Raw genomic sequence first — 14,439 nt, 5'->3', positions numbered from 1 at the left:
AGAGGTGAGGGCTCCGCGCCAGCTCACGAATTGACGTGCACGAAATCCCGCAACAGCGGATAGATTTCGGTGTTCCAGCGCCGGCCCGAGAACACGCCATAGTGCCCGACGCCGGCTTGCATGTGATGCACCTTGCGATAGGCGCGCACCCCGGTGCAGAGGTCCTGTGCGGCGAGGGTCTGGCCGATCGAGCAGATGTCGTCCTTCTCGCCCTCGACCGTCATCAGCCCCATCTTCTTGATCGAGGCGGGATTCACCGGGCGACCGCGATAGGTCAGCTTGCCCTGCGGCAACAGATGCTCCTGAAACACGTCGCGGATGGTTTCGATGTAGAACTCCGCCGGCAAGTCCATGACCGCGAAATACTCGTCGTAGAAGGTCTTGATGGTTTCGGCCTTCTCCTTCTCGCCTTTCGCCAGATGGCCGGCAAGATCGATGTGCTGCTTGATATGGCGCTCGAGGTTCATCGACACGAAGGCGGTGAGCTGTACGAAACCGGGATAGACCTGCCGGAACGCGCCCTTGCATTGAATCGGCACGTAATTGATCAGATTGTCCTCGAACCATTTCAGCGGCTTGCTCTTGGCGAATTCGTTGACCTTGGTCGGCAGGATGCGGGTGTCGATCGGGCCGGCCATCAGGGTCAGCGTCGCCGGCCGCGCGGGGTGATCGTCCTCCGACATGATCGCGGCGGCGGCGAGCGCCGACACCGACGGCTGGCAGATCGCCACCATATGCGCGCGCGGGCCCAACTGGTCGAGGAAGGTGATGAGGTGCTCGGTATATTCGTCGAGGCCGAATTTGCCCTGATCGCGCGGAATGTCGCGCGGGTTGTGCCAGTCGGTGATGTAGACGTCGTGATCCTGAAGCAGGGTCTTCACGGTGCCGCGCAACAGTGTCGCGAAGTGGCCGGACATCGGCGCCACCAGCAACAGCCGTGGCTGTTCCGGGGAATTTTCCTTCTTGAAATGCAGCAGCGAGCCGAACGGTGTCGCGTAGGTGACTTCCTCGGTCACCTCCAGCTCCTGATTGCCCACCAGCACCTTGTCGATGCCGTAGGCCGGGCGGGTGTAGGTGAGGGAAGTGCGCGAGATCAGCTCGAGGGCGGCGGCGAGCCGTCCGAACAATCTGTCGGACACGCCCTGCGGGACCAAATTGAGATATTTCAGCGCGTTCGCGGCCCCGATCCGCCATGGCCCCGTCAGGTCCATGTGGTTCTGATAGGCCTGATACATCATCGACATCATCCGGATCCGCCCCTGCCCATGCTGCCATGCAATATCGAAGCCAAAGCGGAGTCAAATAGCCTAAGAAACTGGCACGTCGCTTGCTGTTGAAAAGCTTCGGATTAAAGATTCGGGCCAAGCTGCGAAGCCTGGATATTGGGCACTTTGCAGCGGATCGCCGGCCAAGACGGGCCTCGGCCGGCGTTCACGCGTTAAGGGAAAAGCCACATGGCAAAAGCGACACTGACCATCAGCAGCAAGAATTACTCCTCGTGGTCGCTGCGTGGCTGGCTGCTGACCCGATTTTCCGGACTCGAATTCGAGGAGATCGTCACCGCGCCGGATGATGCGTCGGCGCGCGCCGAAATCCTGCTGCTGTCACCGACGATCCTGGTGCCTTGCCTGCGGCATGACGGCGCCACGGTATGGGATACGCTGGCGATCGCGGAATACCTCAACGAGGTCATGCCCGATGCCGGCCTGTTGCCGAAGGACCGCGTCTTGCGCGCGCATTGCCGGTCGATCTGCGGCGAGATCCATTCCGGGTTCACGACGCTGCGCGCGTCGCTGCCGGTCAACCTGAAGGGTCATTTCCCCGGCTTCAAGATCTGGTCGCGCGCGCAGGCCGATATCGACCGGGTGTGCGCGATCTGGCGCGAGTGCCTGGCGAGATCGGGCGGCCCGTTCCTGTTCGGCGAGCGCACTATGGCGGACGCCATGTATGCGCCCGTCGTGACCCGCTTCATGACCTATGACGTCAAGCTGGAGCCGCGGCTGAACGAGTATGCCAGCCTGATCATGGCGCTTCCGGAAATGCAGCAATGGATCGAGGCCGCCAGGGCCGAGCCCGCTGACATCGAGGAGCTCGAGGTGGAATATTAGGCAGCGCGGGCCATGAGCTGCCTGTTTGAAGGGCTCAAGCATCGGGCATGCCGTGCTCAACTTCCTGCCAGCCAGGGCGGTTTCGCGACCCGCAGCGACATGCCGGCGATGCCGCGCGAAAAATCCAACGACTGAAATTCCGGTCCGCGTCCAACAGCTTCGACGTCTTCAACGCCGCGGTTTTCGAAATTGCCGCGGTGCAGCGCGGCTGGCGTGATTTTCGCATGACGCAATCAAGCTTCGAACGCGCCGATCCGCGCTGCCAAAAAATTGGACGCCGGCGATTGTCGCGACCAACGCGAAGGAACGGTGGAGGTTCAGATGAATCAGCACGCGGTCGTCAGCAAATTTTCCCACGTCAAGCCCGGCGACACTGAATTCAAGGGCGGGGGCCTGCGCGACTTCTTCCTGTATCGCGATCTCGGCATTGCGGCGGCGACCGGCGGCCAGGTGATCTGCCATCTGGTCAAGGCCAATGCGGAGATGCCGCCGGAAGACGGCACCGGCTGGCATCGCCACGACTGCGATTTCCAGATCGTGATCATGATGAAGGGCTGGGCGCGGTTCATGTATGAGGACCAGCCGACGCTGGTGCAGGCCGGCGACGTCGTCCATCAGCGGCCGGGGATCGTGCACTACCTGTTCGATTACTCGCCGGACATGGAGTATCTCGAAATCGTCAGCCCGGCGGATTTCAAGACCGTCGATATGCCGCCAGCCACCGACAAGGTGCCGGCGGTGACACCCTGGAAGTAGCGCTTCCGCGCGACCGCCGGAAGAATTAACGTTTTAGGCGGTCGCGGTGACGTGCCCGGATCGGGCCGGTCTGGATGTGGTGCGCCGCCCGCCCTCGCGGCCGATATCTAGCCGTGAACATCGGCGTACACCGGGCATCGGCTGATTCGGGCGCGATTCGTTCCGCGCGCGTTCCGAACCTTAAGAGTAGGACGGCTTGCGTCACGTTTTGACACAGCGCGAGCGGCTTTCGGAGCTGATCTTTGCTTTTGACGCGTTTCCTTTGCGCCAACCGGTCCCCGCTTCGCCTGAAAACGCGCTCAAATCAGGGGCGGCGCAGCCGCCAGCCGACCACCGTTGCCTCGACGGCGCTGCCCGATTCATGGTTGCGCCAGGCGCCGTCGACATAGCGGCAGGCGAACGGCAGCTGATAGGTGCCGCTATGGTCCTCGCATAGTACCTGGACCGGCTGATCCGGCGGCGGTTCTCCCGCGCCGTTGAATTCAGCCAGTCGTTTTTCGCGCGTCGCCATTTTCGTCCTTCTCCATCAGTGGCGCCAGGCGCCTCGCTTGCCATTCACACCCGGCCGGCCCGAATCCGGATGCGCCCGATAAAACCCTACCCGCGAATGAGGTTTCCGTGTGTTATCGTCGATGGCTTGCACCTGGCTCGCAACAATTTGACCTGACAAACGCGAATATAATGAGGCTCTCGATGATCGGCCGGATCTTTCTCGCGCTGCGGGTGATGGCAGGGTTCCTGGCAGGAATCTTGGCAGGATTCCTGGCGCCGTGGGTGTTGATATCCGCAGGCCGTGCGCAGGACGTTCCCGGCATCGAAATCTGCACCGTGGAAAAGACCATGGAGCGGCGCACCAGTTGCCTGCAGAGCAATGTCGATTTCCTGCAGAAGACGATCGCAAAGCTCGCCGCCGACCATGCGCAGAAGCTCGATGCCGCAAACCGCCAGATCGACGGTTTGAAGGCCACCGTCATCTCGCTGCAGAAGGTCGTTGAAGATCTGCAGGCGGCCGAGAGGAAAACGGCGGAGGCCTTGAAGAAGAAAGCCGACGCGCCGCCGGCCAAGGATGGGGCGGCGGCGAAGGAGGGCGGGAAGTAATTCGGTATTGGCATCCCGTCATTCCGGGATGGTGCGTCAGCACCAGACCCGGAATCTCGAGATTCTCCGATGTGCAATAGCACATCGTAGCTCGATGCTTCGCATCGCCCGGAATGACGGTCTCTTCCTGAATTCAGTTCCAGCGCCCGAAAGCGCAAGGACTGTCAAACGCCGCGCCCGCGAAGCCATCACAATCGGCGCGCTTCGAATGAAGGCTTGTCGTCCATGAATCCTGCCCAGAGGGCGCTCTGGTTTGTCGAAAGCCACCTGGCCTGCGAACTGACCCTCGACGAGATCGCGGGCGTCGCCGGAATCTCGCGCTTTCACATGGTCCGGGCGTTCGCCGCCGCGACGGGGATGTCGGTGATGCGGTATGTGCGTGCCCGCCGCCTCAGCGAGGCGGCGCGGGCGCTTGCCGCCGGCGCGCCCGATATCCTGACCCTGGCGCTGGACGCGGATTACGGCTCTCACGAAGCATTCACCCGCGCGTTCCGCGACCATTTTGGCGTTACGCCCGAAACGGTCCGCAGCCTCGCGCGCATCGACCACATCGGGCTTCAGGAGCCGATCCAGATGGACTCAACCGCGTCAGACAATCTTCAGGTCCCGCGTTTTGAAACCAGCAAGCCGCTGCTCGTCGCTGGTCTCGGCGGGCGTTACTCCAGCGAAAACGGCGCCGGCATTCCCGGCCAGTGGCAGCGTTTTCACCAGTGCGTCGCGGACATTCCCAACCGAATCGGGAAGCTGGCCTTCGGGGTCTGCTGCAATGGCGACGATGCCGGAAATTTCGACTACATCGCCGGCGTCGAAGTGTCCGACTTCTCCGATCTGCCGCGCGAATTCGCGCGTGTCTGGATTCCGGAAGCGCACTACGCGGTGTTCACCCACAGGGACCACATCTCGACCATCCGCCGCACGGTCAATACGATCTGGAACCACTGGCTGCCGGCGTCGGGACTGAAGGCCGCCGACGCGCCCAACTTCGAGCGCTACGACGAAAGCTTCGATCCATTGACCGGCGATGGCGGGCTCGAAATCTGGGTGCCGGTCAAGGACTAGACGCCTGTTTTGCAGCGGGGCAGCCCTGCGCGCTGATAGGCGTGGTGATTGCTTGCAAGCGATGGCGACTTTGCCATAACGTCGCGCAACGAAATTGTAGCGCGTGCGAAATCCGCCTGCGCTCAAGAAAACGCTCAAGAAAGGCGGGGGGATTTGATGCCTGATGTTCGCGTTCTCGCCAGCGGCCTGGAATTCCCGGAAGGCCCGGTGGTGATGCCGGACGGATCGGTGGTGCTGGTCGAAATCCGCGGGCAGCGGTTGACACGGATATGGCCGGACGGTGCCAAGGAGGTGGTCGCGCAAATTCCAGGCGGCCCCAATGGCGCGGCGATCGGTCCCGACGGCAAATGCTACATTTGCAACAATGGCGGCTTCAGCTGGATCGCCTCGCGCGGCACCATGATGCCGGGCGCGCCGGGCCCCCACGAATATATCGGCGGCTCGATCCAGCGCGTCGATCTCACAACCGGCAAGGTGGAAACCCTGTTCGACAGATGCGGCGAGCACCCGCTGAAAGGGCCGAACGATCTGGTGTTCGACCGGCATGGCGGACTCTGGTTCACCGATCTGGGCAAGCGCCGCGCCCGCGACATGGATGTCGGCGCGTTCTACTACATCAAGCCCGGCATGACGGAGATCGTCGAAGGCTCCTTCGGCATGCTGCCGGCTAACGGCATCGGCCTGTCGCCGGATGAAAACACCGTCTATGTCGCGGAGACGCCGACGGCGCGGCTGTGGGCCTTCGATCTCGCTTCGCCCGGCGAGGTCAGGCCGCGCGACGTGATCTATCGCGGCGAGCGCGGCAAGCCGATCGCGGGGCTCGGCGGCTACCAGATGTTCGATTCGCTCGCGGTGGAGGCCGGCGGCAATGTCTGCGTCGCCACCCTGATCTCGGGCTGCATCTCGGTGATCGCGCCGGACGGCAGACTCGTCGAGCAGGTGCCGACCGGCGACCGCGTCACCACCAACATCGCCTTCGGCGGGCCGGAGCTGAAAACGGCCTACATCACGCTGTCCGGCAAGGGCGAACTGGTCGCGATGGACTGGGCGCGGCCCGGCCTGGCGCTGAATTTCTTGAACAAGTGATGGAAAAAGAGGTAGCCCCTTTCGCCATCGCATCCAACGTCGTCATTCCGGGATGGTGCGCCAGCACCAGACCCGGAATCTCGAGATTCCGGGTTCGATGCTTCGCATCGCCCCGGAATGACTGAGGCTGAAGGAGGAACAATGCCCTGGCTTGAACCGGTGACGCTGAGCGGCCCGCATGCGCAGCTCAAACCGCTTTCGCATGATCATATCGACGGGCTGACCGAGGCCGTGAAGGACGGTGAGTTGTGGAAGCTCTGGTACACCTCGGTGCCAAGGCCCGAAGACATGCGCAAGGAGATTGACCGCAGGCTCGCGCTGCAGGCGGCGGGCTCGATGCTGCCGTTCACCGTGTTCGATGCCGAGGGTGAAATCGCGGGCATGTCGACCTACATGAACGTCGATGCCGCGAACCGGCGCGTCGAGATCGGCTCGACCTGGTATGCCAAGCGCGTGCAGCGCAGCGCGCTCAATACCCAGTGCAAATGGCTGCTGCTGACGCATGCCTTCGAACAGCTCGACTGCATCGCGGTCGAATTCCGTACGCATTTCTTCAATCATCAGAGCCGGCGCGGCATCGAGCGGCTCGGCGCTAAGCTCGACGGCATCCTGCGCAGCCATCAGATCGCGGCAAATGGCACGCTGCGCGACACCGTGGTCTACAGCATTATCGCCGCCGAATGGCCGACGGTGAAGGCGCATCTGAATTATCAATTGAACGAGAGGGCGCGTGCGTAGCGTTTTCGAGCGAAGTGGGTACCGGTTCGCGTGAAGAAAACGCGTCAAAAGATGAAGACGCTGAAGGCTGGACGATGGATACATTCGACTATGTGATCGTGGGCGCGGGCTCCGCGGGCTGCGTGCTGGCGAACCGGCTGAGCGAGGATGCTGCCACCAGGATCTGCGTGCTTGAGGCCGGCCCGAAGGATTGGCACCCGTACATCCACCTGCCGGCCGGCTTCATCAAGACCTTTCACATGCGCAGCATCAACTGGGCCTACCAGCAGGAGCCGGGTCCCTGGACCGGCGGCCGCAGCATCTACGCGCCGCGCGGCAAGACGCTCGGCGGCTCCTCCTCGATCAATGGTCACATCTACAATCGCGGCCAGCGCCAGGACTTCGACACCTGGGCGCAGCTCGGCAACCGCGGCTGGGGCTATCCGGATGTGCTGCCCTATTTCAAGCGGCTGGAGCGGCGCATCGGCGAGGGCGAGGACGCCTATCGCGGGCGCGAGGGCAATCTCACCGTCACCACCATGGAGTGGCAGGATCCGCTGTGCGAGGCGTTCATGGCGGGCGCGATCAGCCTCGGCATTCCGCGCAACCCCGACTACAACGGCGCGATACAGGAGGGCGTCTCCTACGCCCAGCGCACTATCAAGAATGGCCTGCGCGTCAGCGCCGCGACCGCCTTCCTGCACCCGGCGCGGAAGCGCGGCAATGTCGATGTGCGCACGCACGCGCATGCGACGCAGATCATCTTCGAGGGTAAGCGCGCGGTCGGCGTGCGCTACGTCAGGGGCGGCAAGGGCGGCACGTCGCACGAGGTGCGCGCCAGGAAGGAAGTGATTCTCGCCGGCGGCACCTACAATTCACCGCAGCTGCTGCAATTGTCCGGCGTCGGTTCGCCGGATTTGCTGCGCCCGCTTGGCATCGAGGTGCGCCACGCGCTGGCCGGCGTCGGCGAAGGGTTGCAGGACCACTACGCGCCGCGCTCGGTCGCCCGCGTCAAGAACATCAAGACCATCAACGAACGCCGGCGCGGCCTTAGCCTGGTGGGCGAGGCGATCAAATGGGCCACCACCCGGCGCGGCCTGCTGTCGCTGTCGCCGACCATGGTCTATTGTTTCTGGCACTCCGGCGAGACCACCGAGAGCTCCGATCTGCAACTGACATTCACACCGGCGAGCTACAAGGAGGGCGTGCAGGGGCAGCTCGAGGATGAGCCCGGCATGACGGTGGCGTCCTGGCAACAGCGGCCGGAAAGCCGCGGCTATGTCCGCGTCCGTTCGGCCGATCCGTTCCAACAGCCGATCATCCAGACCAATTATCTGGTCGCCGATCTCGATCGCCGCGTCGTCGTTGCCGGCATGAAGCTGGCGCGGCGATTGCTCAAGTCAGATCCGCTCGCGCCCTATTACGCGCATGAGGATTTCCCCGGGCCCAACGTGCAGACCGACGACGAATTCCTCGAAGCCGCCACCCAGCGCGGCACCACGACCTTCCATCCCGGCTGCACCTGCCGGATGGGTCCGGCCGATGCGCCGTGGGCCGTGGTCGACGACCAGTTGCGCGTGCATGGCTTGCAGGGCCTGCGTGTGGTCGATGCCTCGATCATGCCGCGGATGATCTCGGCCAACCTCAACGCCTCCACCATGATGATCGCCGACAAGGCGTCGGATCTGATCCGCGGCAGGAGCGCGCCGGAGGCGGCGGTCGGCTCGATCGCTGGCTAGCGCGCGGACTGATATATTGGCGTCGGCAAAGAGCGGAAAAACCGGGGGCGATCATGATAGTGTTGAGGACCGGCGTACTCGCGGTCGCTCTCGCCATTTGCACGTTAACGGCCGCTGACGCACGGCCCGGGGTGATCAAAGTCGAAACCTATGCCTGTACGGGTTGGGGAGCCGCACACGAATATACGATGCAGTCGCTGACACCGAAAGGCGGGCAGATCAGCAGGAACTGCCCCATTCGGCTGCCAGTAGGCACCAAAGTCGATGTCATCAAGGACGACGACGACGGCTACGCCGTCGTGACGCATCGCGGAAAGACATGGTGGGTCGACGGCGAAAGAGTGCGGTGAGCGGCCGAATGGCTGAAATTCAAATCAGGACTTCGAGTAAAGGAGGCACGTCCGTGACTGACGCGTAGATCCGGAACGGACATCGTGAAACTTGCGAGCGAATGCACCGTATGATATTTTCGCCGCAAGGTTGAACAAACGAGCCTGGTCATGGTCCGAATGCTATTAATTGGAGCGATGCTGCTGGCTGCTGGAGCTAGTGTCTGCGCCCAGGAAGCCGGGGTTCAGCGCAAGATCCTGCTGACCGAGGATGGGCCACCAGGGTTCCAGACCGTCGTGAACGCCCTGGAGTTTGCCCCCGGTGCGCGCGAGCTCAAGCATGCCCATCCGGGCCCATTGAGCGGATACGTCTTGGAAGGCACGCTCGTCTTCGAACAGGAGGGGCGCCCTACGGCCAGCTACAAGGCGGGTGAAGCCTTCTATGTTGAACCTGGCAAAGCTCATCTCGTCATCAATTCCAGCGACGCGCCAGTCAAGCTTATAGCGATGCTCGTTGTCGAGAAGGGCAAGCCTCTGTCAAGCCCGGTCACGGAACAGGGCAAGTAAGGCTGCCGCAGCAAGCCGCCTCCTTCATTCGTTCGCGATGTCGCCTCTTGGCGCGTAGCCCCGGTTATCCTGGTGCAGCGCCGTGTCCGCAGTTGCAGGTAGGCCGACGCCCGGCCCGGGGTGATCAAGGTCGAAACCTATGTATGCACCAGTTGGGGAGCCGCGCACGAATACACGATGCAGTCACTGACGCCAAAAGGCGGGCAGTTCAGCAGGTACTGCCCTATTCGGTTGCCAGTAGGCACGAAAGTCGATGTCATCAAGGACGACGACGACGGCTACGCCGTCGTGACGCATCGCGGAAAGACATGGTGGGTCGACGGCGAACGCGTGCGGTGACCTGCCGAGTGGCTGAAATTAAAATCAGGACTTCGAGTAAAGAGCTCACTTCAGTTGCTGGCACGAAACACACTCGGTGGCGGCGTCTCGCGATGTCCGTTCATCGGGTCAAAGCAGAAATAGCGCGGAAGCGCCGCTACTTCCGAGTCTGACCCGTTTTGGACGTGAGCCCAGGCGCGGTCGTTTCGTTCAACCCGCAGCCGAGACACGCAACGTCACTCCGGAAGCCCTGCTTTGCGGAGACCCTCGGCGAACGTGGCGAGGTCCTCAGCTCGGCGAAATGGTGCCAAATATTTGAGATTGGAGGGCCGCAAGTCGGGGTTAAATTCGAGCGCCCGTGCGATGGCTTTACGTGCTGGCTCAAGTCGCCCAGCGAGCGCGTTGCTGGCCGCGGAAATGCAGATTGCCAGCAGGAAAGTCGGATTGTCGCGCATTGCCCTTTCGGCGCATGACGACGCCACGTCGCATCGGTTCGCGAGAAAATGGGCATACGCCATGGCTCCGTGCATGCCGTACATGGACGGGTCGAGCGGGCTCAGGCGCATGGCACGCGCAACGTGTTCAAGTGCCAGGTCCGGCTCACCTCTCCAAACTCTCAACCAGCCACTAAGCGTCCAAGCTTGGGCAAAGTTGGGACTGACCGCCAGTCCGCGATCCATAAACGCCGCCGCATCGTCGAATTCCTGGGCAACAAAGGCGAGTGCATATCCACCCATAGACAGCGCGATGGGGTCATCTCCACCGAGCTGTACTGCTCTCCGGGCCAGCCGCGTAGCTTCCGCACTCTCGTGCACAGGCTCGATCATCCAGCCACGCGCCTTGCGTTGTACGTAGCACCACGCGGCCATGCCATAGGCGCTCGCCAGACCACGGTCGAGCTCAATCGCTTTGCAAAAGAGCTCGAGTGCCTCGCGGTTCGCTTCCATTGTCCATCGACGAACTTTCGCCAGTCCCCTCAGGTAATAATCGTACGCCGTCAGATTTTCGGTTGGTTTGCGCTTGGCCCGCTTGACCTCCTCAACCTGCAGCTTCGGGGCGATTGCACTAATGACGCTGGCGGTCACATGGTCCTGTAGATCGAACATATCTTCGAGCGCACCCTCAAAACGGTCTGCCCAGAGATGTGCTCCGGTTTCGGCATCGATGAGCTGACCGGCGATACGAATGCGGTTTCCCGCCTTGCGCACGCTGCCTTCGAGTACGTAGCGCACTCCAAGCTCGCGGCCGACCTGCTTCACGTCCACGGGCCGGCCTTTGTAAGTAAAGCTCGAATTGCGCGCGATCACAAACAGCCAACGAAAGAGCGACAGCGCCATCGTGATATCCTCCACGACGCCGTCTGCGAAATACTCCTGCTCCTGGTCGGTACTTAGGTTCTGGAAAGGTAGTACGGCAATCGAGGGTTTGTCCGGGAGCGCCAAGATGGGTCTTTGGCTTGCGGTCGCACCGCGATCCCTCACTCTGAAAACGCGGACCGGGCGTCCAATGTTCTTGAGGTTCTGCTCGCCAGCATCATCAAACACGATATCGAGTTTATCGCGGAGTTGTCGGTGGGCATCATCCGAGACACAAATGCCGCCCGGCTCCGCAATCGCTTCGAGACGTGCTGCTATGTTGACACCGTCGCCGAATATGTCCCCGTTATCCTGGATAACGTCGCCGAGGTTGATACCGATACGGAACTCAATTCGATTGTTCGGCGGTACGTCTGAATTGCGTTCCGCCATGCCGCCCTGAACCTCGACTGCACAGCGCATCGCGTCCACAACGCTATTGAATTCGGCTAGGAGCCCATCGCCGGTATTCTTGACGATGTGTCCGCGATGGGCAGCAATCTTTGGATCAATTAAAACCCGCAAATGCTCCTTCAGCCGGACGTGCGTGCCTTCCTCGTCCATGCCTGTCAAACGGCTATAGCCGGCGACATCGGCTGCGAATATGGCTGTAAGCCGTCGCACTAGGTGTTCTGGGGCCAAGGGATTCTCCCGCCGAGGCGTGAAGCGTCTAACCCTACCGGTTTGAGCCGGCACCTGTTTGAAAATGTTAGCGACAATTGGCTTCAAATACTATCACACTCATCGAACCAAGGCGTGTGCCCGCGTGGCCCACGGCATGATCGGACAAGGCGGTCGATGTCTGTTTCGGGGCACCTTCGAGACATGTCGGCGGACGCAACAGATCTCCGTTAAGCGGGGAAGACCGAAAGTGGCCGACCGGTCGCCAAAAGGCGCATTGACCCAATCCGGACATGCCGCTGATTGCTCCAAGCGGACGCAATAAACACCACCTTGATCGTGGGCGGCGAAATTTGGCGTTTCGCGCGCAAGCAAAGTGCACCGGACGTTTGCCTATTGCTTAGACCGTGCCGTGCTCAAATTTCGAGACAAATGGATATCATTTCAGCGCAAACAATATTTGCCGCTGCAGTACAATTGGATTCGCACTTACGATTTTTAATGCATCCGGTTGTTCTGATGATCTCGATCTCTGAGCCGCGCCTTATGATTTGAACAGCGGCTGGAGCTGCTTCGTCCGTCCAGTTCCTGTCCGTGAGATTGAGCGGAAGCTCAAGGATGCGTCCACGGTAAACATTTCTTGAAATGTGATTTTGATCACAAGCGCCTTTTGCAACTTGCGTCACTGTCGTCCCCAATGTCATTGCGGAGTTTCAACGATGAGACACGCTCCATTCATTGCGACAAGGTTTGCTTCCTTCGAAACCGAACGCGAGCAGTCGAAGGCGCGAAAGAGCATTTTCAGAATAGTTGTCGAAGCGTTGCATCACTCGCGCCGGCTACAGGCGGAGCGCACTATCCGTCAGTACCGTCACCTGGTCCACAAAGCCGAGAGCAATATTCCCTGCGAGCAGAACAAATGATTTGGAGCCAAACAACATGACGGTGAGTGAGGGATGGCTACGGCGTGACAGGCCGGTGCAATTGCGCGCATCTGTCGGGAAGATTCTGGTTGCGATCGTATTGATCGCATTCCTTGTTCTTCACGTTATCGGCGGAAGGATATTGCAGCGGTCAAGCACGCAAAACGATGCCTTCGACGTCGTTCTCAATCGCGCGATTGACTGAACGCACGAGACGGAGAATCTCATGATAGGACATGCCCGACGCGGCGCGCGCAAGACCGGCTTCCGTCGCGGGAGAAGCTGGCGTTCCGGCTTCGGCTTCCAGTCACGCACCAACTTCTGCGCCTCGGCGATCTGGGCGGGCGTCATTTTCTCTGCCGCCCCGCCAGCGCCGAGGCTACATGCGCAAAAACCGCATCAGACCGGAGTCCGACGGTGGCTACTGTCTGCGACAGACCCCTTGCGTTGCGGGCTTGGTATATTGCTTATCCGGGGCGGTAGTCCCACGGGGAGCAAATATTGGGGTCGCCCGTTGTCTCATAGGAGTCGACGACATCGCCGGCCATGGTGACGTGAATTATGCATGGGTTGAGTGTCTGACCCTTGAACCATGTATAGATTTTTCGTCCCTCTATCGTCTGCTGCTGTTCCGGAGGACCAAGCCTGACCTGGACGGCGCTAAGCGGCTGCCCCTTAAAATCGTTTCTGGCAAGGTTGATGCCCGGGTTCGTCATTGAGCAACTGTCCGTGGCCATGACCGCCAAGATCACGAGATAGCGCATTTGTCTGACCTCTCATTCCAGCCGCGAGTTTCCACGACAAAACGGCCCCGGGACTGGGACCGTTACCCGCGAACAGCCAGGGGCTGCGTAAGATGGGGGCGCGAGTATCGTTAGACTAGCAGGCTGCGCGCGATTCCATCCTTAAATCTTTTTGACAGTATGTGTCCTGATGTTTCGTCCGCTTATCGCCTACTCGCACGTTTGCGACATGCCGACGAATACTGCGAATGTCCGTAGTTCGGGGAAGACCTGAAGTGGCCGGCATTTGGCCAAACTGACGGGACTAACCCTGAACGGACATGGCCGGCCAAATTTGCCAATCATTATATTTCTGGATGTGAGCAATATTGACCCGCAGCTCTGGAACACAGTAGATCATGTTGGTTCCATCACCGCCTCTCTTTGGCGCCTATCGGTGACTGAGAGTTTTGCTCTTCCGCCTGACCTAGGGTGGAATGCAATGACCGATTACCCTGCCGCAATCCCGCTGCTCGCAATTCAGCGACTCCGCTGCCCGAATTGCCGAGCGCGCATGATGCTCGCGCGCATCTCGCAAGGACCCACAGGGTTTGAACTTCGCAGGTTCGGACTGCTCGAAGTGCGATCACTTCGAAAAAATCGTCATAGCGTCAGATCCAGTCAAATCCGGGGTTGTTTGCTGGTTTGCTGGCGAACCACAGCCGCCTACGTTAGGCTATGCCTCCGCCCGACGCCGCAAAGCCCAGGTCGAAAATACTTGATCGCGCTCTTTCGCTGGTCGCAGCATTCATTGTCGTCGCAATCATAATGGTCGCCCGATACTGATCTCATTGTGCCGCTAGATTCAGCATATCTTTCCGTGGTGGTGGAACTCGGGAAACCGAAATGCCTTGTCAGGAGTGTGACTTATAGAGAGCCGGCCAGAGGCATCAATGAGACAGTGGATCATAGCACTCGGATTCACGGCCCTTCTACAGCTTCCAGCAGCTGCGACTGAGGTTAAGCCGGACGTGATCAACG

15 protein-coding genes are annotated in these 14,439 nt (G+C 60.8%); 10 read left to right on the top strand and 5 right to left on the bottom strand.

What is annotated here, in order from left to right; translation table 11 throughout:
* Nucleotides 1-23 precede the first annotated feature (23 nt).
* Nucleotides 24-1,247, bottom strand: a complete 1,224-nt coding sequence (phaZ, locus tag E8A46_RS18815; RefSeq protein ID WP_291564178.1) for a polyhydroxyalkanoate depolymerase — start codon at nucleotides 1,245-1,247, stop codon at nucleotides 24-26.
* Between the two features lie 207 nt (nucleotides 1,248-1,454).
* Between phaZ and E8A46_RS18810 the strand changes: the two genes are divergently transcribed.
* On the top strand, nucleotides 1,455-2,108 hold the full coding sequence (locus E8A46_RS18810) for a glutathione S-transferase family protein (protein ID WP_291564176.1): 654 nt from the start codon (nucleotides 1,455-1,457) through the stop codon (nucleotides 2,106-2,108).
* A 56-nt stretch (nucleotides 2,109-2,164) separates the two neighbouring features.
* On the opposite strand, the gene E8A46_RS18805 is transcribed toward E8A46_RS18810, so the two are convergent.
* On the bottom strand, nucleotides 2,165-2,341 hold the full coding sequence (locus E8A46_RS18805; RefSeq protein WP_291564171.1) for a hypothetical protein: 177 nt from the start codon (nucleotides 2,339-2,341) through the stop codon (nucleotides 2,165-2,167).
* A gap of 88 nt (nucleotides 2,342-2,429) precedes the next feature.
* On the opposite strand from E8A46_RS18805, the gene E8A46_RS18800 reads away from it, so the two are divergent.
* Nucleotides 2,430-2,864, top strand: coding sequence for a cupin domain-containing protein (locus E8A46_RS18800; RefSeq protein ID WP_291564168.1), 435 nt, complete (start codon nucleotides 2,430-2,432; stop codon nucleotides 2,862-2,864).
* 304 nt (nucleotides 2,865-3,168) lie between these two features.
* Here the strand turns inward: E8A46_RS18800 and E8A46_RS18795 are convergent, their stop codons facing one another.
* On the bottom strand, nucleotides 3,169-3,375 hold the full coding sequence (locus E8A46_RS18795) for a hypothetical protein (protein WP_291564165.1): 207 nt from the start codon (nucleotides 3,373-3,375) through the stop codon (nucleotides 3,169-3,171).
* 182 nt (nucleotides 3,376-3,557) lie between these two features.
* Here E8A46_RS18795 and E8A46_RS18790 point away from each other — a divergent pair, with 182 nt between their 5' ends.
* From E8A46_RS18790 to E8A46_RS18760, 7 genes are all read left to right on the top strand, one after another.
* The gene (locus E8A46_RS18790; RefSeq protein WP_291564163.1) at nucleotides 3,558-3,962 is read left to right on the top strand and encodes a hypothetical protein; all 405 of its coding nucleotides are present in this window, start codon (nucleotides 3,558-3,560) and stop codon (nucleotides 3,960-3,962) included.
* A 225-nt stretch (nucleotides 3,963-4,187) separates the two neighbouring features.
* Nucleotides 4,188-5,021, top strand: coding sequence for an AraC family transcriptional regulator (locus E8A46_RS18785; RefSeq protein ID WP_291564160.1), 834 nt, complete (start codon nucleotides 4,188-4,190; stop codon nucleotides 5,019-5,021).
* A gap of 156 nt (nucleotides 5,022-5,177) precedes the next feature.
* Nucleotides 5,178-6,107: an SMP-30/gluconolactonase/LRE family protein gene (locus E8A46_RS18780; protein WP_291564157.1), complete on the top strand. Its 930-nt coding sequence runs from the start codon at nucleotides 5,178-5,180 to the stop codon at nucleotides 6,105-6,107.
* Between the two features lie 141 nt (nucleotides 6,108-6,248).
* Nucleotides 6,249-6,845, top strand: coding sequence for a GNAT family protein (locus E8A46_RS18775; protein ID WP_291564153.1), 597 nt, complete (start codon nucleotides 6,249-6,251; stop codon nucleotides 6,843-6,845).
* A gap of 74 nt (nucleotides 6,846-6,919) precedes the next feature.
* Nucleotides 6,920-8,563, top strand: a complete 1,644-nt coding sequence (locus tag E8A46_RS18770) for a GMC family oxidoreductase N-terminal domain-containing protein (RefSeq protein WP_291564150.1) — start codon at nucleotides 6,920-6,922, stop codon at nucleotides 8,561-8,563.
* Nucleotides 8,564-8,616: 53 nt separating this feature from the next.
* Nucleotides 8,617-8,913, top strand: coding sequence for a hypothetical protein (locus E8A46_RS18765; RefSeq protein WP_291564147.1), 297 nt, complete (start codon nucleotides 8,617-8,619; stop codon nucleotides 8,911-8,913).
* Nucleotides 8,914-9,063: 150 nt separating this feature from the next.
* Entirely contained in the window at nucleotides 9,064-9,459 is a 396-nt protein-coding gene (locus tag E8A46_RS18760) for a cupin domain-containing protein (RefSeq protein ID WP_291564144.1), read from the top strand.
* A 554-nt stretch (nucleotides 9,460-10,013) separates the two neighbouring features.
* Here the strand turns inward: E8A46_RS18760 and E8A46_RS18755 are convergent.
* Nucleotides 10,014-11,774, bottom strand: a complete 1,761-nt coding sequence (locus E8A46_RS18755) for an adenylate/guanylate cyclase domain-containing protein (RefSeq protein WP_291564140.1) — start codon at nucleotides 11,772-11,774, stop codon at nucleotides 10,014-10,016.
* A gap of 698 nt (nucleotides 11,775-12,472) precedes the next feature.
* On the opposite strand from E8A46_RS18755, the gene E8A46_RS18750 reads away from it, so the two are divergent.
* The gene (locus tag E8A46_RS18750) at nucleotides 12,473-12,676 is read left to right on the top strand and encodes a hypothetical protein (RefSeq protein WP_291564136.1); all 204 of its coding nucleotides are present in this window, start codon (nucleotides 12,473-12,475) and stop codon (nucleotides 12,674-12,676) included.
* Nucleotides 12,677-13,143: 467 nt separating this feature from the next.
* On the opposite strand, the gene E8A46_RS18745 is transcribed toward E8A46_RS18750, so the two are convergent.
* The gene (locus E8A46_RS18745; protein WP_291564133.1) at nucleotides 13,144-13,440 is read right to left on the bottom strand and encodes a hypothetical protein; all 297 of its coding nucleotides are present in this window, start codon (nucleotides 13,438-13,440) and stop codon (nucleotides 13,144-13,146) included.
* Nucleotides 13,441-14,439 lie beyond the last annotated feature (999 nt).

This window comes from Bradyrhizobium sp., from assembly GCF_004799445.1.
In the GTDB taxonomy this organism is placed as follows: Bacteria; Pseudomonadota; Alphaproteobacteria; order Rhizobiales; family Xanthobacteraceae; genus Bradyrhizobium.
The sequence above is the reverse complement of the archived record's forward strand: the minus strand, read 5'-3'. Positions and strand labels throughout refer to the sequence as shown.